General features: G+C 72.2%; 22 protein-coding genes. 20 read left to right on the top strand and 2 right to left on the bottom strand.

The genetic code is table 11. The features are described 5' to 3' along the window. The first annotated feature begins 559 nt into the window (after positions 1 to 559). The 4 genes from mfd to ACLQ25_RS23235 all read left to right on the top strand — a co-directional run bounded on the left by mfd (position 560) and on the right by ACLQ25_RS23235 (position 7,767). Entirely contained in the window at positions 560 to 4,189 is a 3,630-nt protein-coding gene (gene mfd, locus ACLQ25_RS23250) for a transcription-repair coupling factor (RefSeq protein WP_425732908.1), read from the top strand. A 90-nt stretch (positions 4,190 to 4,279) separates the two neighbouring features. Beyond that, complete coding sequence (locus ACLQ25_RS23245) at positions 4,280 to 5,068, top strand: hypothetical protein (RefSeq protein ID WP_425732907.1); 789 nt, start codon at positions 4,280 to 4,282, stop codon at positions 5,066 to 5,068. Positions 5,069 to 5,070: 2 nt separating this feature from the next. Further along, a complete protein-coding gene (locus ACLQ25_RS23240; protein WP_425732906.1) occupies positions 5,071 to 6,048 on the top strand; it encodes a nucleoside triphosphate pyrophosphohydrolase in 978 nt (325 codons plus the stop codon). Between the two features lie 99 nt (positions 6,049 to 6,147). Then, a complete protein-coding gene (locus ACLQ25_RS23235; protein ID WP_425732905.1) occupies positions 6,148 to 7,767 on the top strand; it encodes a DUF885 domain-containing protein in 1,620 nt (539 codons plus the stop codon). Positions 7,768 to 7,834: 67 nt separating this feature from the next. On the opposite strand, the gene ACLQ25_RS23230 is transcribed toward ACLQ25_RS23235, so the two are convergent. Continuing rightward, positions 7,835 to 8,527, bottom strand: a complete 693-nt coding sequence (locus ACLQ25_RS23230; protein ID WP_425732904.1) for a hypothetical protein — start codon at positions 8,525 to 8,527, stop codon at positions 7,835 to 7,837. Positions 8,528 to 8,740: 213 nt separating this feature from the next. Between ACLQ25_RS23230 and eno the strand changes: the two genes are divergently transcribed. From eno to ACLQ25_RS23205, 5 genes are all read left to right on the top strand, one after another. Then, positions 8,741 to 10,024 carry a phosphopyruvate hydratase gene (gene eno, locus ACLQ25_RS23225; protein WP_355048850.1) on the top strand — a complete coding sequence of 428 codons (1,284 nt, stop codon included), beginning with the start codon at positions 8,741 to 8,743 and terminating at the stop codon, positions 10,022 to 10,024. A gap of 80 nt (positions 10,025 to 10,104) precedes the next feature. Continuing rightward, entirely contained in the window at positions 10,105 to 10,746 is a 642-nt protein-coding gene (locus ACLQ25_RS23220) for an FtsB family cell division protein (protein ID WP_425732903.1), read from the top strand. 34 nt (positions 10,747 to 10,780) lie between these two features. After that, positions 10,781 to 11,338, top strand: coding sequence for a DUF501 domain-containing protein (locus tag ACLQ25_RS23215; RefSeq protein ID WP_425732902.1), 558 nt, complete (start codon positions 10,781 to 10,783; stop codon positions 11,336 to 11,338). Further along, positions 11,335 to 11,856 (top strand): amino-acid N-acetyltransferase, encoded by a 522-nt coding sequence (locus ACLQ25_RS23210; protein WP_425732901.1) that lies wholly within the window; start codon positions 11,335 to 11,337, stop codon positions 11,854 to 11,856. Before ACLQ25_RS23215 ends, ACLQ25_RS23210 begins: the two co-directional genes overlap by 4 nt. Positions 11,857 to 11,905: 49 nt before the next feature. Continuing rightward, positions 11,906 to 12,832: an exopolyphosphatase gene (locus ACLQ25_RS23205; RefSeq protein WP_425732912.1), complete on the top strand. Its 927-nt coding sequence runs from the start codon at positions 11,906 to 11,908 to the stop codon at positions 12,830 to 12,832. 96 nt (positions 12,833 to 12,928) lie between these two features. Here the strand turns inward: ACLQ25_RS23205 and ACLQ25_RS23200 are convergent, their stop codons facing one another. After that, positions 12,929 to 13,120 (bottom strand): hypothetical protein, encoded by a 192-nt coding sequence (locus tag ACLQ25_RS23200; RefSeq protein WP_425732900.1) that lies wholly within the window; start codon positions 13,118 to 13,120, stop codon positions 12,929 to 12,931. An 88-nt stretch (positions 13,121 to 13,208) separates the two neighbouring features. Between ACLQ25_RS23200 and ACLQ25_RS23195 the strand changes: the two genes are divergently transcribed. The 11 genes from ACLQ25_RS23195 to ACLQ25_RS23145 all read left to right on the top strand — a co-directional run bounded on the left by ACLQ25_RS23195 (position 13,209) and on the right by ACLQ25_RS23145 (position 21,720). Next, positions 13,209 to 13,553, top strand: coding sequence for a hypothetical protein (locus ACLQ25_RS23195; RefSeq protein ID WP_425732899.1), 345 nt, complete (start codon positions 13,209 to 13,211; stop codon positions 13,551 to 13,553). A 134-nt stretch (positions 13,554 to 13,687) separates the two neighbouring features. After that, positions 13,688 to 14,020, top strand: coding sequence for a PadR family transcriptional regulator (locus tag ACLQ25_RS23190; protein WP_425732898.1), 333 nt, complete (start codon positions 13,688 to 13,690; stop codon positions 14,018 to 14,020). Continuing rightward, positions 14,017 to 15,045 (top strand): HAAS signaling domain-containing protein, encoded by a 1,029-nt coding sequence (locus ACLQ25_RS23185; RefSeq protein ID WP_425732897.1) that lies wholly within the window; start codon positions 14,017 to 14,019, stop codon positions 15,043 to 15,045. The genes ACLQ25_RS23190 and ACLQ25_RS23185 overlap by 4 nt, the downstream gene beginning before the upstream one ends. Before the next feature lie 130 nt (positions 15,046 to 15,175). After that, positions 15,176 to 15,703: an LppU/SCO3897 family protein gene (locus ACLQ25_RS23180; RefSeq protein ID WP_396800889.1), complete on the top strand. Its 528-nt coding sequence runs from the start codon at positions 15,176 to 15,178 to the stop codon at positions 15,701 to 15,703. 201 nt (positions 15,704 to 15,904) lie between these two features. Continuing rightward, positions 15,905 to 16,588 (top strand): dienelactone hydrolase family protein, encoded by a 684-nt coding sequence (locus ACLQ25_RS23175; protein ID WP_425732896.1) that lies wholly within the window; start codon positions 15,905 to 15,907, stop codon positions 16,586 to 16,588. Further along, positions 16,581 to 17,321, top strand: a complete 741-nt coding sequence (locus tag ACLQ25_RS23170) for a uracil-DNA glycosylase (protein WP_425732895.1) — start codon at positions 16,581 to 16,583, stop codon at positions 17,319 to 17,321. The genes ACLQ25_RS23175 and ACLQ25_RS23170 overlap by 8 nt, the downstream gene beginning before the upstream one ends. Before the next feature lie 20 nt (positions 17,322 to 17,341). Further along, entirely contained in the window at positions 17,342 to 18,145 is an 804-nt protein-coding gene (locus ACLQ25_RS23165; protein ID WP_425732894.1) for a DUF4129 domain-containing protein, read from the top strand. Further along, the gene (locus tag ACLQ25_RS23160; protein ID WP_425732893.1) at positions 18,142 to 18,726 is read left to right on the top strand and encodes a hypothetical protein; all 585 of its coding nucleotides are present in this window, start codon (positions 18,142 to 18,144) and stop codon (positions 18,724 to 18,726) included. Before ACLQ25_RS23165 ends, ACLQ25_RS23160 begins: the two co-directional genes overlap by 4 nt. Then, positions 18,726 to 19,733 carry an AAA family ATPase gene (locus ACLQ25_RS23155; protein ID WP_425732892.1) on the top strand — a complete coding sequence of 336 codons (1,008 nt, stop codon included), beginning with the start codon at positions 18,726 to 18,728 and terminating at the stop codon, positions 19,731 to 19,733. The genes ACLQ25_RS23160 and ACLQ25_RS23155 overlap by 1 nt, the downstream gene beginning before the upstream one ends. Beyond that, a complete protein-coding gene (locus tag ACLQ25_RS23150; protein WP_425732891.1) occupies positions 19,733 to 21,163 on the top strand; it encodes a DUF58 domain-containing protein in 1,431 nt (476 codons plus the stop codon). The genes ACLQ25_RS23155 and ACLQ25_RS23150 overlap by 1 nt, the downstream gene beginning before the upstream one ends. Continuing rightward, positions 21,160 to 21,720 carry a hypothetical protein gene (locus ACLQ25_RS23145; protein WP_425732890.1) on the top strand — a complete coding sequence of 187 codons (561 nt, stop codon included), beginning with the start codon at positions 21,160 to 21,162 and terminating at the stop codon, positions 21,718 to 21,720. The genes ACLQ25_RS23150 and ACLQ25_RS23145 overlap by 4 nt, the downstream gene beginning before the upstream one ends. Positions 21,721 to 21,821 lie beyond the last annotated feature (101 nt).

The raw sequence follows: 21,821 nt of genomic DNA, 5'->3' as shown, positions 1-21,821 counted from the left end.
GCGGGCGGGTTGTCGTGTGTCACGACCTACAACCCTCGCCGAGGGCCCTTGCTGTCAGCGTCGCGCAACGCCGTAGAACCGGCTATCCGGGCAGATGATCACCAGCGAAGATCACCACACCCTGACCAGCACCGCGACTACTCCACGCAGCCTGCCAATCCCCCCTGAACAGCCCAAACAGGATGAGACAAGCTCCAGGATCGAGCGCGATCATGGCGCGATCGGGCAGTGACGCGCGCGGCCTGCGGTGCGGGTGGGCCCCGCGGCCCGTCCCGTCCAAGATCCGCACAACAACAGGGTTGTTGCTGCCTCAGCCGCGCCGGAGACAGCACCTTCCGTGAAGTTGCGCGGATCTTGCGCGGGGCGTGGGGCGTGGGGCGTGGGGCGCGGGCGCGGGCGCGAGGCGCGGGCACGCGGCGCGCGGCGCGCGGGGCGTGAGACCTGGGCTGAACGGGGTGGGTGTCGGTGGACGGGGATAGGCTTGTGGGGTGCGCACCCCCCGTCCGGCTGGGCGAGGGGGCCCGCCGTCGTGTGCGTCGACTCCCCTGGAAGGACTCCCTTGCTCACCGGTCTGTTCTCCGCCGCCCTGGCCGATCCCGGGCTGACCCGGGCGCGTGACCTGGCGCGCTCCGGTGCCGCCCAGGTCGACGGCCTCGACATCACCGCTCCCGCCGCGCTGCGCCCGTTCGCTGTCGCGGCCGTCGCCGCGGACGCCGACGGGGCCGGGCGACCCGTGCTGGCCGTGACCGCCACCACCCGCGAGGCCGACGACCTGGCCGCCGCGCTCGGCGGGCTGCTGCCTCCGCAGGAGGTGGTGGTCTTCCCCTCCTGGGAGACGCTGCCGCACGAACGGCTCTCCCCCCGATCGGACACGGTGGGCCGACGGCTGGCCGTGCTGCGCCGCCTCGCGCACCCCGAGTCGGCCGACGCGCACGGCCGGACCGGTCCCGTGCGGGTGGTGGTCGCCCCGGTCCGGTCGCTGTTGCAACCGCAGCTCAAGGGCCTCGGTGACCTGGAACCGGTGCAGCTCGCGGCCGGCGAGGAGGCGGACCTGGAGGAGGTCGCCCGCCGACTCACCGACATGGCGTACGCCCGGGTCGACCTGGTCACCAAGCGCGGCGAGTTCGCGGTGCGCGGCGGCATCCTGGACGTCTTCCCGCCCACCGACGAGCACCCGTCCCGGGTCGAGTTCTGGGGCGACGAGGTGGAGGAGATCCGCACCTTCGCGGTCGCCGACCAGCGCACCATCGAGCAGGTGCCGCTGCTGTGGGCGCCGCCGTGCCGTGAGCTGCTGCTCACCCCGGCGGTGCGCGAACGGGCCGCCGCGCTCGTCGAGCAGCACCCCGAGCTGGCCGAGATCCTGGACAAGCTGGCCGAGGGCATCCCGGTGGAGGGGATGGAGTCGCTGGCACCGGTGCTGGTCGGCCCCGACTCGCTGGAGCTGCTGCTGGACGCGATGCCGGCCGGCACCCACGTCCTGCTGTGCGACCCGGAGCGCATTCGCACGAGGGCGCACGATCTGGTGCGTACCTCTGAGGAGTTCCTGCAGGCCTCCTGGGCCGCCGCCGCGGTCGGTGGCCAGGCCCCGGTGGACGTCGGCGCCGCCGCCTTCCGCACCCTGGCCGAGGTACGCGCCACCGCCGGCGCGCTCCGCCAGCCCTGGTGGACGCTGTCCCCGTTCGGCCTGGTGGAGGCCGAGACGACGGAGGCGCGCCAGCCCTGGGAGGACGCCCCCGAGCAGGCCAGCGTCACCCCGGACGACGCCATCGCGGTGACCCTCTCCGCCCAGCCGGCCCCGCTCTACCACGGCGAGACCGCGCGGGTCGTCGACGACCTCAAGCGCTGGGCCGGCGAGGGCTGGTCGATCGCGCTGGTCTTCGAGGGGCACGGCCCCGCCCAGCGTGCCGTGGAGGTCCTGCGCGACGCGGGCCTGGGCGCGCGGCTCACCGAGGAGGTGCCCACCGCACCCGCACCGGGCGACCTGGTCGTCACCTGCGGCGCGCTGACCAGCGGATTCGTCGACGAGGCGTCCCGTTTCGTGCTGCTGACCGGCAACGACGTGACCGGTGGCCGGGGCACCTCGACGCGCGACATGCGCAAGATGCCGAGCCGCCGGCGCAACACGATCGACCCGCTGGAGCTCAAGGCCGGCGACTACGTGGTGCACGAGCAGCACGGCATCGGTCGGTACGTCGAGCTGGTGCAGCGCACCGTCAACGGCGCCAGCCGGGAATACCTGGTCATCGAGTACGCGGCCAGCAAGCGCGGGCAGCCCGGTGACCGGCTGTTCGTGCCGACCGACCAGCTCGACCAGCTCTCCCGTTACGTGGGCGGCGAGCAGCCGACCCTGCACAAGATGGGCGGCTCGGACTGGCAGAAGTCCAAGGCCCGGGCCCGCAAGGCGGTCCGGGAGATCGCCGCGCAGCTCATCCAGCTCTACGCCGCCCGTAAGGCGTCCAAGGGCCACTCGTTCGGCCCGGACACCCCGTGGCAGCGGGAGTTGGAGGACGCCTTCCCGTGGCAGGAGACGCCCGACCAGCTCGCCGCGATCGACGAGGTCAAGCGGGACATGGAGCAGACCGTCCCGATGGACCGGTTGATCTGTGGCGACGTCGGCTACGGCAAGACCGAGATCGCGGTGCGGGCGGCGTTCAAGGCCGTGCAGGACGGTAAGCAGGTGGCGGTGCTCGTGCCGACGACCCTGCTGGTGCAGCAGCACTACAACACGTTCGCCGAGCGGATGAGCCAGTTCCCCGTGCAGATCCGGCAGCTGTCGAGGTTCCAGACCCCGAAGGAGACCGAGCGGACGCTGGAGATGGTCGCCGACGGCACCGTGGACATCGTCATCGGCACGCACCGGCTGTTGCAGACCGCCACCCGGTTCAAGCAGCTCGGGCTGGTGATCGTCGACGAGGAGCAGCGCTTCGGCGTCGAGCACAAGGAGCACCTGAAGACGCTGCGCGCCTCGGTGGACGTGCTGAGCATGTCGGCGACCCCGATCCCGCGCACCCTGGAGATGGCCATCACCGGCATCCGGGAGATGTCCACCATCGCCACCCCGCCGGAGGAGCGGCACCCGGTGCTCACCTTCGTGGGCGCGCAGGACGACCGGCAGGTCGCCGCGTCCATCCACCGTGAGCTGTTGCGCGACGGGCAGGTCTTCTACCTGCACAACCGGGTCGAGTCGATCGACCGGGCGGCGCGGCGGCTCAAGGAGCTGGTGCCCGAGGCGCGGGTCGCCGTCGCGCACGGGCAGATGGGCGAGGAAGCCCTGGAGAAGGTCATGGTCGGCTTCTGGGAGAAGGAGTTCGACGTCCTGGTCTGCACGACCATCGTGGAGTCGGGCATCGACATCCCGAACGCCAACACCCTGATCGTCGAGCGGGCCGACCTGCTCGGTCTGGCCCAGCTGCACCAGATCCGGGGTCGGGTCGGCCGGGGCCGCGAGCGGGCGTACGCGTACTTCCTCTACCCGCCGGAGAAGCCGCTCACCGAGCACGCCCACGAGCGGCTGGCGACCATCGCCCAGCACACCGAGCTGGGCGCCGGCATGTACGTGGCCATGAAGGACCTGGAGATCCGGGGTGCGGGCAACCTGCTCGGTGGCGAGCAGTCCGGCCACATCGAGGGTGTCGGCTTCGACCTGTACGTGCGGATGGTCGGCGAGGCGGTCTCCGCGTTCAAGGGCGAGCGCCAGGAGGAGGAGACCGACGTCAAGATCGACCTGCCGATCGACGCGCACCTGCCGCACGACTATGTGAGCGTGGAACGGCTGCGTCTGGAGATGTACCGAAAGCTCGCCGAGGCGCGCGACGAGGACCGTCTGCGCGAGGTCGTCGCCGAGATGACCGACCGGTACGGCGAGCCGCCGGCACCGGTGCAGAACCTGGTGGCGGTGGCCCGGTTCCGCCTGCTGGCCCGCCGGTACGGCCTGTCCGACGTGACCATGCAGGGCAAGCACATCCGGTTCGGGCCGCTGCCGCTGCCCGACTCGAAGCAGATGCGGCTCAAGCGCTACCACCCGGACGCGGTCTACAAGCAGGCCACCGACCAGGTCAGCGTGCCCCGACCGAGCACCCGCCGGATCGGTGGCGAACCGCTGCGCGACCAGGCGCTGCTCGAATGGTGTGCGCAACTGCTCTCCGACGTGCTGGGCGCCCCCGCGCCGCTGGCTACCGCGACGGCGTGAGGACCGCGTGCGTGCCGGCCGTGACCGCGTGCCGGCGTGGTGAGGTGGGGGCCGTCACAGCGGCCGGGAGGGCATGAGAGAGTGACGGGCATGCGTGCTCGCCGTGTGATCGCCGCCGCCAGCGTCGCGGCTCTGGGTGTCCTCTCCCTCGCCGCGTGCCAGAGGTCCGCGCCGGACGTCGCCGTGTACGTCGGTGACAGGACCTATTCGCTGGACCGGGTCGACGGGATCTACCGCGAGGTGCAGACGGCGTACGGGGACGTGGTCAGCCAGGCGGCCAGCCAGACCGGCTCGACGCCGTCGCCCGAGCAGTTGCGGTCGCCCGTCACCAAGCAGGATGTGGTGAACCTGCTGGTCAGCCTGGAGCTGGGCAAGCGGGTGGCGAAGGCCAAGAACATCCAGGTGCCCGACGAGGTCAGCCCGCAGCAGTTGGAGCAGAGCCTGCGGGTGCCGGCCTCCACCGAGTACACCAAGCTCTGGGGCGAGTGGGTCGACCTGCTTCAGGCCTTCAACCAGCAGCTTCCGCCGGCCGAGGTGAGCGACGAGTCGGTGATGGCCGTCTACCAGGCGCTGGCCAAGGTCGGGGCGATCCCGGGTGGGTTGCCGGTGACCGAGGTCCGTCAGCGGTTCGGCGAGGGTGCCTTCGTCGGCAGCGCCACCGCCCTCAGCGTCGCGCTTGAGGACGAGGCGGACCGGGCCGACGTCTCCATCAACCCGCGCTACCGCGAGGTGGGGGTGCCCTCGCTGGTGAGCACCGGTCAGTCGGTCATCTTCTACGCGCTGCCGTTCATCAACGAAGAGGGCCCGGTCACCGACATCTCGACCCCGGACGCGTCGCCGTCGAGCCCCAACCCGGACGCCGAGGGTACGGCCAGCTGAGCATGACGGCACGGATCGTCCTGCTGGTCACCTCGCCCCGGCTGCCGGCCGGCCTGCTGACCTCGGCTGCCTGGGACGTCGTACGCCAGCATCCGGTGCTTACCGGCGCGGAGAGCGAGTTGACCACGGCCGTGCGGCAGGCGGGCGCCGAGGTGACCGTTGTGGACGGCCCGGCCACGCAGGCGTTGCTGGACACGGTCGCGGCGCACGGTACGGCGGTCTGGCTGGCCGGACCGGCCGGGGACGAGTCGCTGGCCCGGGAGTTGGGTCTGCGGCTGGCCCGGGAGCCGGGGCTCGCCGAGATGGAGCTGATGTACGGCTCGTGGGATCCGCCGGGGGCACGGCTGCTCGACGCGGTGGCCGTGCTGGACCGGCTGGCCTCGCCGGGCGGTGACCCGTGGAAGCGGGCGCAGACGCACCGTAGCCTCGCGGGTTACCTGCTGGAGGAGAGCTACGAGGCGTACGACGCGATCAGCGCCGACGACACCGACGCGCTCCGCGAGGAGTTGGGCGATGTGCTGCTCCAGGTGGTGCTGCACGCGCGGCTCGCCGAGGAGCTGCCCGAGGGTGAGCGGTGGAACATCGACGACGTGGCCGGTGGCCTGGTCGACAAGATGATCCGGCGCAATCCGCACGTCTTCGCCGGTGCGGAGGCGGGCACGCTGGAGGAGATCACCGCCAACTGGGAGCGGATCAAGCGGGTCGAGAAGGCGCGCGACTCGGTGTTGGACGGCGTGGCGCTCAGCCAACCCGCCCTGTCCCTGGCCGCGCAGATCCTCGACCGCGCCGCCCGCGCGGGGCTGACCGTCCCCGCACCGCCGCCAGCGGCCACCGAGGAAGCGCAGTTGGGCGCCACCCTCCTGACCCTGGTGGCCGAAGCCCGCAAGGCCAACCTGGACCCGGAGGCGGCCCTGCGCCGCGCAGCCCTAACCCACGCCGAAACCATCCGCGCCGCCGAAACCCCACCCCCACCCGCCTGACCGCGTTGATCATGAAGTTATTGCCGTGACACGCCGCTGCGGCGGGTAATAACTTCATGATCAACGAGGGAAGCGCGGGGTGATCGGTAGGGTTGGCGGGTGGAGGAGTTTGGGGTACTGGCGGAACGGGTTGTTGAAGCACTGCTGGAGGCTCGGCCGGGGGTTGCCACCTCGGCCGGGGACCATCGGTTCGACGACCGGCTTCCTGACCTGTCCGCCGACGCGTTGGCCGCCGACCGGGTGATGCTCACCGACGCGGCGAATGCGCTGTCCGAACTGGACCCGGACGCGCTGGACGTCGACGAGCAGGTCGACCACGCGCTGCTCACCTCCTTCGTCGACCGGGAGCTGTTCGAGCTCACCGAGATCCGGTCGCACGAGTGGAACCCGCTGGCCCACAACCCCGGCCCGCTGCTGCACCCCCTGCTGGCCCGCCCGTACGCCCCGGCCGAGGTGCGCCTGACGCAGCTCGCCGGCCGGCTCGCCGCCGTACCGGATGCCCTCGCCACCGCACGCGCGACGCTGCGGGACATGCCGCGGATCCACGCGGAGACGGCGGTCGGGCAGTTCACCGGCACGGCCGCGCTCATCCGTGACGAGCTACCGGGGCTGATCGCGCAGGCGCCGGGCGGCTTCGAGAGGGTCGAGCCGGCGGCGACCGCCGCGATCGCCGCGCTGGACGAGTTCGTGGCCTGGCTGCGGGTCCGGTTGGCCGCCGACGCCGGGCCGGGCCGCGACCCGCGCCTCGGCCGCCGCCGCTGGGAGGCGCGGCTCTGGCACACCCTCGACACCGAGCTGGGGGCCGCCGAGATCCAGCGCCGGGCCTGGGCCAACCTGGACCGGGTCACCGAGGAGATCCGCGCGGCGGCCGTCGAGCTGGTCGGTGGTCCGGCCGACGACGAGACGGTACGCCGGGCGCTGGACCTGTTGGCCGCCGAGCACCCGGACGACTCGACGATCGTCGAGCTGGCCGGTGTGACCCTGGACGAGGCGACCGATTTCGTCCGGCTGCACGACCTGGTCACCCTGGTCGACGACCGGTGCGTGATCCAGGAGATGCCGGAGTTCGCGCGGGGCGTCGCGGTGGCGTACTGCGACTCGCCCGGCCCGTTGGAGACCGCGGCGGTGCCGACGTTCTACTGCATCGCGCCCACCCCGGCGGACTGGTCGGCGCAGCGTGTCGACTCCTTCTACCGCGAGTACAACGATCACATGGTTCCGAACCTGACCGTGCACGAGGCGATGCCCGGCCACTTCCTCCAGCTCGCCCACGCCCGGCGTCACGTCGGCGGCACGCGCGTGCGGGCGTTGGCCCGCTCCGGCCCGTTCGTCGAGGGCTGGGCCGTGTACGCCGAGGAGCTGATGGCCGGTCTCGGCTTCGGCGGTCTGCCGGTGCGGATGCAGCAGCTCAAGATGCAGCTCCGCATGACCATCAACGCGCTGCTCGACCAGTTGGTGCACGCCGAGGAGCTGCCCGAGGCCGAGGCCATGGCGTTGATGACCGGTCGTGGCTTCCAGGAGGAGGGGGAGGCCGCCGGCAAGTGGCGTCGCTCCCTGCTCACCTCGACGCAGCTCTCCACGTACTTCGTCGGGTACAGCGAGGTGGCCGAGATCGCCGCCGCCCGGCCGGAGGGCGTGTCGGCGCGCGACTGGCACGACGCGATGCTCGCCCACGACTGCCCGCCCCCGCGCCACCTGCGCGCCCTGCTCGGCGTCTGACGCCCGCCGGGCCGCCGGGCGGTCACCCGTCGCGTCGGCACAGCCAGCAGGAGCCGGGGGTACGCGGTCAGGAGCCGCCGGGGCGGTTGTCCACCACGCCTGCTCCGGCGGGCGGGTCGAACGCGTCCTTCTCGACCGACTCGGAGTAGTCGCTCAACGCCAGCTCCATCGGTTTGCCGTCGACCGAGCCGAGGAAGCTGCCGAGCACGCCCTCGGTGGTCACGCAGGCGCTGAAGTCGCCGTCCGAGCGCTCGACCTCGACGCAGGCGGCGTGGTGCCCGGCGACGGTGGTGTCGCTCTGCTTGATCACCGCCTGCGGGTCGAGGGCGGCGGCGGTCAGCAGGCCGACCACCACGGGCGGGGTGACGAGACCCTGCTGGTTCGCCTCGTCGAACAGGGCGACGGTGGGCTTGCTGCCGGGCGTGGGCGGCGGGACGAGCGTGCACACCGTCCGACTGCCGGTCCCTGTGCAGCGGGTGACGGCGTCGGGGGTGACGGTGAGCCGCCCACCCGGGTAGGTGTAGGCGGAGCGGGCCGGGTCCTGCGCCTGGACGATCGCGGCGGTCTGGCCGCCGGGCAGTTGGTAGTCGGCCGTGTAGGTCAACTCCAGTGCCCGGTCGAGGCGGGCGGCGAGGTCGTTGACGAGATCCGAGCGACCCATGGCGCTGCCGGCGTCCTCGAATGTCTGACAGCCGGTGACCGTGAGCGACGCGATGACCGACACGGCGAGCATGCGGAGGGTGGTCGTGGCGGCGGGCATGGCGACCAGCCTGGTGGATCTAGTCCGCGCAGCGCAAACCCGTTGCCGGTTGACGCCCGGAAATACGGGAATGTCCGTCACCGCGGGGCGACTCGGGTGCGCGGGCGACGCCGTGCCCGATCTCGTCGCCCGATACGCTGCGTTCAACACCTGCCTCAGCCGCACCGTCGCGGCCCACCCACGGACCGGATCACAACAACGAGGAGCGACTCAGTGGCAACCATCGAGGGAATCGTCGCGCGGGAGATTCTCGACTCGCGGGGCAACCCGACGGTCGAGGTCGAGATCGGCCTGGACGACGGCACGGTGGCCCGCGCCGCGGTGCCCTCCGGCGCCTCCACCGGCGCGTTCGAGGCGATCGAGCTGCGCGACGGTGACGCCGACCGTTACCAGGGCAAGGGCGTGGAGAAGGCGGTCTCCAACGTCGAAGACAAGATCGTCGACCAGCTCATCGGCTACGAGGCCAGCGAGCAGCGGCTCATCGACCAGAAGATGCTCGACATCGACGGCACCGACAGCAAGTCGGAGCTGGGCGCGAACGCCATCCTCGGGGTCTCCCTCGCGGTGGCGAAGGCCGCCGCCAGCAGCGCCGAGCTGAGCCTCTTCCGCTACCTGGGCGGCCCGAACGCGCACCTGCTGCCGGTGCCGATGATGAACATCCTCAACGGTGGCGCGCACGCCGACTCCAACGTCGACGTCCAGGAGTTCATGATCGCGCCGATCGGCGCGCCCACCTTCCGCGAGGCGCTGCGCTCCGGCGCGGAGGTCTACCACGCGCTGAAGTCGGTGCTCAAGAAGAAGGGCCTGTCGACCGGGCTCGGTGACGAGGGTGGCTTCGCGCCGAACCTGCCCACCAACGCGGCTGCCCTGGATCTGATCGCCGAGGCGGTCGAGAAGGCCGGCTACCGGCTCGGCACCGACATCGTGTTCGCGCTCGACGTGGCGGCCACCGAGTTCTTCGAGAACGGCACCTACACCTTCGAGGGCGCCGCGAAGTCCGCCGAGGACATGAGCACCTACTACACCAAGCTCGCCGACGAGTACCCGATCGTGTCGATCGAGGACCCGCTGGCCGAGGACGACTGGTCCGGCTGGCAGACGCTGACCGCGTCGATCGGCGACCGGGTGCAGATCGTCGGTGACGACCTGTTCGTGACCAACCCGCAGCGCATCGCCCGTGGCATCGCGGAGAAGGCCGCCAACGCCGTCCTCGTGAAGGTCAACCAGATCGGTTCGCTGACCGAGACCCTGGACGCGGTGGACCTGGCCCACCGGGCCGGCTTCAAGTGCATGATGAGTCACCGCTCCGGCGAGACCGAGGACACCACCATCGCCGACCTGGCGGTCGCCACCGGCTGTGGCCAGATCAAGACCGGCGCTCCAGCCCGCTCGGACCGGGTCGCCAAGTACAACCAGCTGCTCCGGATCGAGGAGGAGCTGGCCGACGCGGCGCGCTACGCGGGCGCGGGTGCGTTCCCGCGTTACCGTTCGGCCTGAGTGTGGTTGCCGGGAGGCCCCACCTGGGGCCTCCCGGCGCACGTACGCGACAGACGTAGCCTCGGGGGAGGGGTGTGACGATGCAGCGCCGCACACCGGGTGGTCAACGGCCCGCCCGCCGACCGGGTCAGGCCGGCCGGCCGGGTGCCGGGCGGGCCACCCGCGGGTCCCTCCGGGACGCCGGCGTACGCGCCGAACCACGCGGTGCCGCCGGTCGCGCACCGGGCACGGTCCGGGGCGCCGAGGGTGGGCGCTCCGCGAGTCGTCCGGCCGCCGCCCGGCGTACCGCCGCCGGTGGCGGTGCCGTCAAGCGGCTCGCCGCACCCCATCCCCGTCGCTTCACCGGCCGGGCCACCGTCCTGTTCGCGGTGCTGATCGCGCTCGCCCTGGCGTACACCTACCCGGTGCGGGTCTACCTGGACCAGCAGGCCGACATCGAGCGGATGGAGGCGGCCCAGTCGGCGCAGGAGAAGGAAATCGCCGAACTCGCCGCCAAGGCCGCCAAGTGGCAGGACCCCGAGTACAAGATCACACAGGCCCGGGAGCGGTTCTTCATGGGTCGACCGGGCGAGAAGATGATGGTGGTCATGAACGACGCTGAGGGCGCCGCCCGCGACGCCGGCAAGCCGGCCGGTTCGGGTGCCCCGGCCGGGCCTTCGACCTGGTACGACACCCTCTGGTCGAGCGTGCGCGCGGCGGACAACCAGCAGCCGGGCAAGTGATCCACCGACCAGCACACCAGGAGAGACGAGCACCGTGACTGTCGTACCCCCGTCGGAGCCGGCGGCGGATTCCGTACCCCTGCCGCAGCGGGAACCGGCGACCGAGGCCGACCTGGCCGCGGTGGCCGCGCAGCTCGGCCGCCCGCCCCGGGGCACCCGGGCGGTGGCCCACCGCTGCCCGTGCGGCCTGCCCGACGTGGTGGAGACGATGCCCCGCCTCGCCGACGGCACCCCGTTCCCGACGCTGTTCTACCTGACCTGCCCCCGGGCCACCGCGGCGTGCAGCCGGCTGGAGTCGGCGGGGCTGATGCGGGAGATGGCCGACCGGTTGGCGACCGATCCGGAGCTGGCCGCCCACTACCGGGCGGCGCACGAGGACTACCTCGCCCGCCGGGACGCGATCGGCGAGGTGCCGGAGATCGCCGGCATCTCGGCCGGTGGAATGCCGGGCCGGGTGAAGTGCCTGCACGTGCACCTCGGCCACGCCCTGGGCGCCGGCCCCGGCGTGAACCCGTTCGGCGACGAGACGTTGGCGCTGGTCGAGCCCTGGTGGACGGCGGGGCCGTGCGTGGACCTACCCGACAGCGAATGACCACCCAGGCCGAGGGGCAGATCCTGGTGCGGCGTGCCCGCACCCGGGACGTGCGGGGCATCCGCCGGCTGGTCGACACGTACACCGACGACCGGCGCCTGCTGAGCAAGGCCACCGTGACCCTGTACGAGGACGTGCAGGAGTTCCGGGTCGCGGTCCGGGCCGACGACGGCGTCGTGGTGGGCTGCGGGGCGCTGCACGTGATGTGGGAGGACCTGGCCGAGATCCGTACGGTGGCCGTGGATCCGTCCTGCCGGGGCCAGCGGATCGGGCACCGGCTGGTGCGCGAGCTGATCGACGTGGCTCGGGAGTTGGGTGTGGCACGGATCTTCGTCCTGACCTTCGAGACCCAGTTCTTCGGCTCGTTCGGTTTCCGCGAGATCGACGGCGCGCCGGTGCCGCAGCCGGTCTACGAGCAGCTGCTGCGCTCGTACGACGAGGGCGTCGCGGAATTCCTGGACCTGGAGCGGGTCAAGCCCAACACGCTCGGCAACACCCGGATGCTGCTCCGCCTCTGAGCAGGAGCTGGTCGGTGGGCTGTCGTAGGGTTGCCGGGTGACGACGCGTGTGGCGGCCATCGACTGCGGGACCAACTCGATCCGACTGCTGGTCGCCGACCTGCCGGAGGAGTCGGCCGGGCCGCAGGCCCCGCTGACCGACGTGACCCGGCGGATGGAGATCGTCCGGCTGGGGCAGGGCGTGGACCGGACGGGCCGGCTCGCCCCGGAGGCGATCGAACGGACCCGGGTGGCGCTCGCGTCGTACGCCGCCGACATCGAGAAGTTGGGCGCCCAGCGGGTACGCATGTGCGCGACCTCGGCCTCGCGGGACGCCGCCAACGCCGCCGACTTCACCGAGATGGTGCGGCACACCCTCGGCGTGCCACCCGAGGTGGTGAGCGGCGACGAGGAGGCCCGGCTGTCGTTCACGGGCGCGGTGCGCGGGTTGCCGGCCGACGCCGAGGAGCCGTTCCTCGTCGTCGACATCGGTGGCGGCTCGACCGAGTTCGTGGTCGGTGACCGGGCCGGTGTGCGGTCGGCGATCTCGGTGGACATCGGCTGCGTCCGGATGACCGAACGGCACCTGGCGGGTGACCCGCCGACGCCGGAGCAGGTCGCGGCGGCGGAGGCCGACATCGCCGCCGTCGTGGACCGGGCGCTCGCGGCGGTGCCCGGCCGGGAGGCGGCAACCCTCATCGGCCTCGCCGGTTCGGTCACCACCGTGGTCGCCATCGCCCAGAACCTTCCGGGGTACGACCCGGAGCGCATCCACCACGCCCGGGTCTCGTACGAGGAGGTGGCGCGGGTGACCACGGACCTGCTGGAGCGGACCAGCGCGCAGCGGCTGCAGATCCCGGTGATGCACCCCGGTCGGGCCGACGTGATCGGCGCGGGGGCGCTGGTGCTGCGCGTGATCATGGAGCGGGCCGGCATGCCGTCTGTGGTCGCGTCCGAGCACGACATCCTGGACGGCATCGCCTGGAGCCTCCAGTAGGCCACCCGCGTCCTTGATCGACTCGACATCGCCGATGTCGCGGTATCCGGGCCACCTGGACACCCCCGTATCGGCGATCTCGTGTTGATCTAAGGCTCAGTCAGCCGCCAGGTCTGGCCGGTGCTGCCGAATCCACTCTTCGACGTCGGTGCGCCGCCAGATCTGACCCATCCGCAACACCTGGTGGGGTGCGGGGAAGTCGCGCCGGGAGGCGACCACGGAAGCCCGAGCGCGCGAAACGCCGCCGAGCATGTCTCGTATCTCCGCGATCCCCACGAACTCGCCCATGGGTTGACGGTAGGTACCAGCGATTGCCGAGCGATCGCTAACAGCGATCGGGGTTGACGACCGTATACGGAGGTAGCACGATCGAGGGATGGCGACACCTGACGTTTCCCCTGATCGCGGTCGCCAGCGTCGGGCGGTACGCCCGCACCTGCCGATGCGGCCTCTCTGGTTGTGCCGCGTCTGCGCGGCCGCCTGGCCGTGTCAGCCCGCGCGTTTGTTGTTGAGCATCGAGTACCGCCGTGACCGGGTCGGCCTGAGTGTCTACATGGCTGGCCTGTTGTTCGCGGCCACCGCGGATCTGATCAAGCTCAATCCGAACCCCGCGCCATCCCCGGCCGACCTGTTCGCCAGATTCGTGAGCTGGACCGCCAGGCATCCTGCTCCCGATCCGGCCGGCTCGGAGCAGGGGGAAGGCCCTACTCGCGGCGCGTGATCAACTCGCCTTCCGTGAAGCCGGGGTGTCCAAGCGCCTCGAATGCCGCGTCTTCCGGGAATCCGAGTGGATCACCACCCCGCACGTCGGCGAGTCGTTGACGCTACTTCGCATTGCAGACTACTGTGCAATGCGTGGACACCACACAGCTGTTGAAGGGCGTGCTCGATCTGGCCGTCCTGGCCGTCCTCCGGGAGGAGGACGGCTACGGCTACGACATCCTGCGCCGGCTCCGCGAGGCCGGCCTGGAGGAGATCGGCGACGCCTCGGTCTACGGCACGCTGCGCCGTCTCTTCGCCGCCGGCCTGCTCACCACCTACGTCGTGCCGAGCGAGACCGGCCCGCACCGCAAGTACTACTCGCTCAACGCCGCCGGGCGTGACCAGTTGACCCGCTCCGGCAAGCTCTGGCGCTCGTTCGCCACCACCATGGACACGCTGCTCGACGAACGGGGGCTGGCGGCATGACCGTCACGGAGCAGGAGATCACCGACTACGTGGCGCGGGTCCGGGCCGCGCTGGCCGACCTTCCGGCGGATCGCCGCACCGAGTTGACCGAGGATCTCGCCGACCATCTCACCGAGGTCGCCGCCGAGGCCGAGGGCACGCTCGTCGAGCGGCTGGGCGAGCCGGAAACCTACGCCGCCGAGTTGCGCGCGGCGGCCGGCGTCGGCGAGGGCGGTGGACGCAACCTCGACCAGCGGGTCGCCACCGCCATGGTCCGGGTCCGCGGCCGGCTGCGCGCGCTCGACTCCCGGCTCGGCCCACCCCTGGGGTACGCGACGGCGAGCGAATTCCTCCGTCTGCTGCGCCCCGCCTGGTGGGTGCTGCGCGGCTACCTGGCGGCGATGCTGCTCACCGTGATCAGCACCGGCGGCAGCTTCGGGGTGCTGCCCCGCTTCGGTGGGGAGTTGCTCGCCGGTCTGATCATGCTGGTCGCCTTCGTGCTCGCCTCGATCTGGCTCGGCCGCCGTTCGGCCCAGCTCACCCGCTGGCCGCGATCGGCGGTGCAGATCGGCAGCGCGGTGCTCGTCGTCTTCGCGCTCTCCGCTCTCGTGCAGGCCGAGGACCGGATGCGGTACGGCGACTACGGCATCGATCCGACCTCGATCAACGACCCGTACAGCCAGGTGCGGGACGTCTTCGTCTACGACAGCGAGGGTCGGCTGGTGGAGAACGCCCGGCTCTTCGACCAGAACGGCAATCCGATCCGCCTGGGCTACCCGGACTGTGAAGGCCGCGTCGACGAGTACGGCAATCCGCTGCTGCGGCCGTACCCGTACTGCTCGGACCGGCCGCCGTTCGGGGCCCGGGGTCCGCGGATGCCCGAGGCGCCGACCAGCACGCCGTCGGCCAGCGAGTCACCGACCGGCACGCCGACGCCGAGCGCGACGCCGGCAAGCCCGAGCGCGACGCCGGCAAGCCCGAGCGCGACGCCGGCAAGCCCGAGCGCGACGCCGAGTGACGAGCCGACTCCGACCGCGACGAGCTGATGGGCGATGAGAACCAGATCATGGACACGAGGCTGGGAAATAGCTGAACGGACGAGGTGAGCGGGACGGCACCGGAAATCAATGATCGTTACGGTGTCGTCTGCTCGTTCATCCCTCGGAAGGAACCCCCGTGTCAGAGCAGGTCGCACCGCCCCCCGCGTCCGACGCAGCGCCGGCCCAGCCGGCCGCCGAGACGCCGGCCCAGCCGGCCGTCGGCACGCCGGCCCAGCCGGCCGTCGAGACGCCGCCGCCGGCCGAGCCGGAGGGTAAGTCCGGCGGGAAGAAGGCGCTCGGCATCATCGGCGCGATCGTCATCTTCCTCGTCATCGCCGGCCTGAAGTTCGGCCTCGGCACGGCCATCGGCAACTTCGTGAACAAGGACGAGACCGCTGACGCGAAGGCCGGCGACTGCATCGCCGAGCTGCCCGAGATCAAGGGTGACAAGGAGGAGGAGGTCGACGGCGCCAAGGTCGTCGAGTGCACCTCCACCGACGCCGCGTACAACGTGGTCGGTCGGCTCGACGGGCAGACCGAGGCGCAGGCCAAGTCCGAGACCACCTGCAACGAGTTCTTCAAGGAAGGCGAGGAGGGGTACGTCTTCTACAGCATCGAGTCGGGCAAGAAGGGCTACGTGCTCTGCCTGACCAAGAAGGCCTGATAACACGCCTGAAGCACCGATGACGGCGGCGGGGAACATTCCCCGCCGCCGTCGGCGTACCCGCGGTCACCACCCGGCGAACGGGAGGTGAATGCCACTGTTCCGACGTCTTCCCGGCCGGGGTCACGGCGTGGCAGGCTACCGGCACGTAGGACCACTGGGCGACCAGCCAACGATGACTGACCGCTAGGAGGACGGCCGATGGGCGACATGGTGAGCTACCGCAGCAACGGGGGCACGAGCGAGGGGTATCTCGCGATACCCGCGAGCGGCACGGCCAGCCCGGCCGTCATCGTCCTGCAGGAGTCGTGGGGCCTGGTCCCGCACATCCGGTCGGTCGCGGACCGGTTCGCCGAGGCCGGCTTCGTCGCCCTCGTCCCGAACTTCCGGCACGACACGGAGACCAGCCAGGCGGCCGAGGCGCAGCACGAGTTGGCGACGCGAGTGGCCGAGGCGGCGAAGGACGTCGCGGACGCCGCCGACTACCTCGCCGGGCGTCCCGAGGTCACCGGCAAGGTCGGCGCGGTCGGGTTCGGCGCCGGTGGCAGCCTGGCTCTCAAGTCGGCGACCCGCTCCGAGCGGATCGTGGCCACCGCGGGCTTCTATCCCGCCCTGTCCTGGGAGTCGATGCGTTCCGACTGGGTCGACTACGCCGGCAAGGCCGCCATCGTCCACTGCTCCGATCAGGACGGCACCTCCACCGACGAGGGTGTGCAGGCCGTACGTCGGGCCGTCGAGGAGGCCGGCGGCACCTGCCAGCTCTACGACTACCCGGGCACCTCGCACGGGTTCTTCGACGACGACCGGCCGGAGGCGTTCGACCAGCGCGCCGCCTCCAGCGCCTGGGCACGCACCCTCGAACTCTTCCGGGCCAAGCTTGGCTGAGTCCCGTACCCCCGACCAGGTCGTCGCCCGTGCCGCGCGGTCGGCGGACCTGGCCGATCTCGACGCGGGGGTCAGCGACTGTTTCGCCTGCCCTCGGCTGGTCGGGTGGCGGGAGGAGGTGGCCCGCACCCGGCGGGCCGCCTTCCGCGACCAGGAGTACAGGGGTCGGCCGGTGCCCGGATTCGGGCCCGGCGACGCGCGCATCGCCATCCTGGGCCTCGCGCCCGCCGCGCACGGCGGCAACCGCACGGGCCGGATCTTCACCGGCGACCGCTCGGGCGACGTGCTCTTCGCGGCCCTGCACCGGGCCGGCCTGGCCAACCAGCCGACCAGCGTCGCCGCCGACGACGGGCTCACCCTGCGGGACACCCGGATCTTCTCGGCCGTCCGCTGCGCGCCGCCGGACAACAAGCCCACCCCAGACGAACGGGACACCTGCGCGCCCTGGCTGCACCGTGAGGTCACGCTGATCCGACCCACCCTGCGCGTCGTGGTCGCGCTGGGCGCGTTCGCCTGGGCCGCGTGGTGGCCGGTGCTCCGCCACGTGTACGGGCAGCGCCCGCCCAGCCCGCGACCGGCGTTCGGCCATGGGGCACACTGGTCCGGCGCGGCCGTGCCGGAGTTGCTCGGTTGCTACCACGTCAGCCAGCAGAACACCTTCACCGGGCGGCTGACACCGGGGATGTTGGACGACGTCTTCGGCCGGGCCAAGCAGCTGGCCGAAGTGGACTGAGGACGCGTGGGGTGGTGGCGATGACGACCGGAACACGCCCGCCCGCGCCGTCGCCGCCCGCCGGGTCAGGTGTGGTCCGCCCGGTGCTCGGCCTGCTCCGCCGTTGGTGGCCGGTGGGTGTGGTGGCGGCCCTGCTCGCGGCGGCCGCGCTCGCGTCCGCCCACTCGTCGATCGGCGCGAGCCGGATCCCGCCGGCCGCCGAGAACGTGCCGTGGGTACCGGAATATCCGACGGACGTGCCGTCGCCGTCGATCCCCGTCGAACCGAGGGACGCCGGCGAGGCCACCCAGGCGCACATCCCGCAGTGGATCGCGACCGCGGCGATGGCCCTGCTCGGGCTGGCGATCCTCGCGGTGCTCGGCTACCTCACCTGGATCCTGCTCCGTGGCGCGCTGCGTCGTACCTCGCGGGCCCTACCGGCGCAGCGGGCCCGGCGTACGGCCGAGGGTACGGCCCGCGAGGTGGTCGCCGCCCTGGACGCCGGCCTGGTGGAGTTGGACGACCAGTCCACTGATCCCCGGGTCGCGGTCATCGCCTGTTGGGTACGCCTGGAGGAGGCCGCCTCCGCCGCCGGTGTGCCCCGGCATCTCGGCGACACACCGACCGACCTGGTCACCCGTTTGCTGCGGGGCGACGAGTCGACAGGTGTCCCGGCGATCGTCAGCGCCGACGTGCTGGCCGAGTTCGCGCACGTCTACCGCGAGGCCCGGTACGCCACGCGTGAGGTCGGTGCGGGCACCCGCGACCAGGCCCGTGCCGCGCTGCGGCGTCTGCGTGGCGAACTCACCATCGTGACGACGGGCCCGCCCGAGATGCCGGCATGAGCGGCAGCGCCAGCATCGACGACCTGCTCACCTTCGAGGAGGAGCGGCCGAGGCACGATGACCGGGGCTCCGGTGGCCGGGCCGGGCGGGTGTTCCGGGCCGTGGCCGGCAACGCGGCCCTGGTCGCCGTGCTCGTCGTCGGTCTCCGGGTGGTCGGCCTGCAGATCTCCCTGGCGATCCTGATCGCCGGGGTGTTCGCCGTGTCCGCGGTACGCCGGGTCGCCGCCGCGCTCGCACCGCCACCCGCGGCGAGGTCCCGCACCCGGCTCGCCCAGGATGACGACGGCACCTGGAACTGGGGTGCCCGGGACGCGCTGCGCGCCGCGATCAACGGCTGGGAACTGCCGCTGGACTGGTCCACCACGCGACCCGAACGCTTCACCGGGGTGATCCTGCCCCGGCTCGCGGAACTGGCCGACGAGCGGCTTCGCCTGAAGCACGCCGTGACCCGTGAGTCGGATCCGGCCCGCGCCCGCGCCCTGCTGGGCGACCGGCTGTGGACGTTCCTGGAAACCCCGCCCCGACGCCCCCCGTCGCCGCGCGACCTCGCGGTGATCGTCGCCGAACTGGAGAAAATCTGATGAACGACGTGGACCGGAGCATGCCCGCCGCCGAGGTCGGTCGCCTGGCGCGGGCCGTCCTGGACGCGGTCGGCACCGTCGTGGTCGGCAAGCGCGACGCGTTGGAACTGGTCCTCGCCGGGATCCTGGCGGGTGGGCACGTGCTCCTGGAGGATCTGCCCGGCCTCGGCAAGACGCTGACCGCGCGCTCCTTCGCGCAGGCGCTCGGGCTGGACTTCCGCCGCCTCCAGTTCACCCCCGACCTGCTCCCCGCCGACGTCACCGGCTCCTTCCTCTACGACCAGCGCAACGGCGACTTCACCTTCCGGGCCGGGCCGGTCTTCACCAACCTGCTCCTCGCCGACGAGATCAACCGGACGCCGCCGAAGACCCAGTCCGCGCTGCTCGAGGCCATGCAGGAGAAGCAGGTCTCGGTCGAGGGCGTCACGTACAAGCTGGACGAGCCGTTCCACGTGCTGGCCACCGCCAACCCCATCGAGTACGAGGGCACCTATCCGCTGCCCGAGGCGCAGCTAGACCGGTTCCTGCTGCGGGTCTCCTTCGGTTACCCGCAGCACGAGGAGGAGTGGGAGGTGCTGCGCCGCCGGATGAGCCGCCGCCGCGAGGAGGCGGACATCAAACCGGTGGTGGACGCCGCCACCCTGCGGGCCATGCAGGCCGCCCTGGAGGACGTGGTGGTGGAGGACTCCATCGGTCGGTACATCGTGGCGCTCACGGCGGCCACCCGGGAGCACCCGTCGGTGCTGGTCGGTGCCTCGCCGCGTGGCTCCATGGCGTTGCTGCTGCTGTCCCGGGTACGCGCGGTGTTCGGCGGCCGGGACTACGTGGTGCCGGAGGACGTCAAGGAGGTCGCCGCGCCCGCGCTGGCCCACCGGATCACCCTGCGCCCCGAGATGTGGCTGCGCCGCGTCGACCCGGCGTTCGTGGTCGGTGAGGTGTTGGAGGGGACGCCGGCTCCGGCCAGCGGCGCCCTGCCCAGCTACGCCGCCGGCGGGCCCCGGCACTGATGACCGGTCCGACCGCGTCCGCGCCGCGATCCACCGAGCCGGAGTCGAGCGCCGGCTGGGCGCCCACCCCGGCGCTCGGCCGCGCCGTGCTGCTCGCCGGCCTGTTGCTGGTGGCGGGGGTGCTGCTGGGACGGGTCGACCTCGTCGTGCTGGCGGCGCCGTTCGCGCTGGGCACCGCGTACGCCCTGCGTCGCCGGCCCACCGCCCTGCCGCAGGTCTGGATCACCAGTGCCGAGGACGGACCGCTGGTCGAGGGCGGCGAGGTGTCGGCGGCGGTGAGTGTCGGCAACCCGGACACGGTCGACTACGACCTCGTGGTGGTGCGGTCGCGGGTCTCGCCGTGGCTGCGGATCGCCCGTGCCGGTTTCGCCGGTGTCGAACCCGTCGCCGCGCCGCCGGCAACCGCCACCCCGCCCGCCTCCGGCCGGGGACGCTCGGCCGCCGACCGGCCGTTCGTGACCTCGGTGCCCAGCGGCGCGGCGGTGGACCTGGAACTGGCCGGGCGGGCTCTGCGTTGGGGTCGACACCCCGTCGGCCCGGCCGGGGCGCGGGTCGCCGCGGCGGGTGGCCTGCTGGTGTCCCGGGCGGTGATCACCGAACCGGTCGGGGTGCGGGTCTACCCGCGTACCGAGCCGTTCGAGGCGGTGGAGGCGATGCCCCGCGCCGCCGGTCTGGTGGGCGCGCACCACTCCCGCCGTCCCGGAGAGGGCGGTGAGCTGGCCGGAGTGCGGGTCTTCGCCCCGGGCGACCGGCTCCGCCGCGTCGACTGGCGGGTGTCGCTGCGCGCCCGGCAGTTGCACGTCGCGGCGACGCTGTCCGACCGCGACGCCGAGGTGGTGTTGCTGCTCGACGTGCTCGCCGAGGCGGGCCGTTCCGGCGGTGTGGACGGCGCCGCGTCCGTACTGGACACCACCGTGCGGGCCACCGCCGCGATCGCCGAGCACTACCTGCACCGGGGCGACCGGGTGTCGCTGCTGGAGTACGGGCCGGGCGCCCGTCGACTGCGCCCCGGCGCCGGCCGCCGGCAGTACCTGACGGTGCTGGAATGGCTGCTCGACGTACGCGCCGAGGCAACCCAGCACGAGCCGTACGACCAGGTCTTCGGTCCGCAGTTGCTCTCCTCGGACGCGTTGGTGGTGGTCCTCACCCCGCTGCTGGACGAGCGGTCGGCGCAGATGCTGGCACGGCTGGCGCGCGCCGGTCGGTTCGTGGTGGCGGTCGACACGTTGCCGGCCGACCTGACTCCGCCGAAGGACCGGGGGTGGGCCGAGGTGGCGTACCGCCTGTGGCGACTGGACCGGGAGACGATGATCGGGCAGCTCCGGGAGCACGGTGTGCCCGTGGTGCGCTGGGCCGGCGCGGGCAGCCTGGACCAGGTGTTGCGGGATGTGGCCCGGCTGGCGACGGCTCCGCGGGTCGGTGCCCGATGAGTGCGATCGGGGAGCGGGTTCGGGCCGTTCAGGACGCCGTGACCCGGATCAGCGCCATACCGCTGCTGGTGCGGGTCGCCATCTTCGTCACGACGCTGGCCGGTTTCGCGGTGGCGTTTCCCGCCGCGGTGTTGACCGGTCGGCCGCTGCTGTTCCTGGCGGTGGCCGCGCTGCTGCCGGCTGCGGGTCCGCGCCGGTTGTGGCCGACGTTCGCGGCGTTGGTGATGGCGGGTGGCTGGCTGCTCGCCACCGACGGGTACGGCCGGCCGGTGGCGTTGTGGCGGTTGCTCGCCGTCGCCGCGCTGCTGTACCTGGGGCACTCCCTGTGCGCGCTGGCGGCGCTGCTGCCGTACGACGGGGTGGTGGACGCGGGACTGATCACCCGGTGGTTGTCGCGGGTGGCCGCGGTGCTCCTGGGTACGGCCGTGCTCGGGGTGCTGCTGTTGCGGGTGGCGGGTCTTGGTGGCGAGACCGGCCACCAGTGGGTCACCGTGCTGGGGCTGCTGGTGGCGGTGGGTGTCGCCGCGTTGCTGGGTTGGCTGCTGCGGCGTAGGTGAACCAGTGATGCGACAGGGTTACGCAGGTCACAGGGGTTGTGTTCCGTCACAGATGGGGGGCGCGAGCGGGATTACCTGAGCAGGGCGGGGAAAGATAGATG

Origin of the sequence: Micromonospora sp. DT44 (assembly GCF_049841635.1) — a bacterium.
GTDB lineage: Bacteria > Actinomycetota > Actinomycetes > Mycobacteriales > Micromonosporaceae > Micromonospora.
This window is presented reverse-complemented; position numbering and strand designations above follow the sequence as displayed.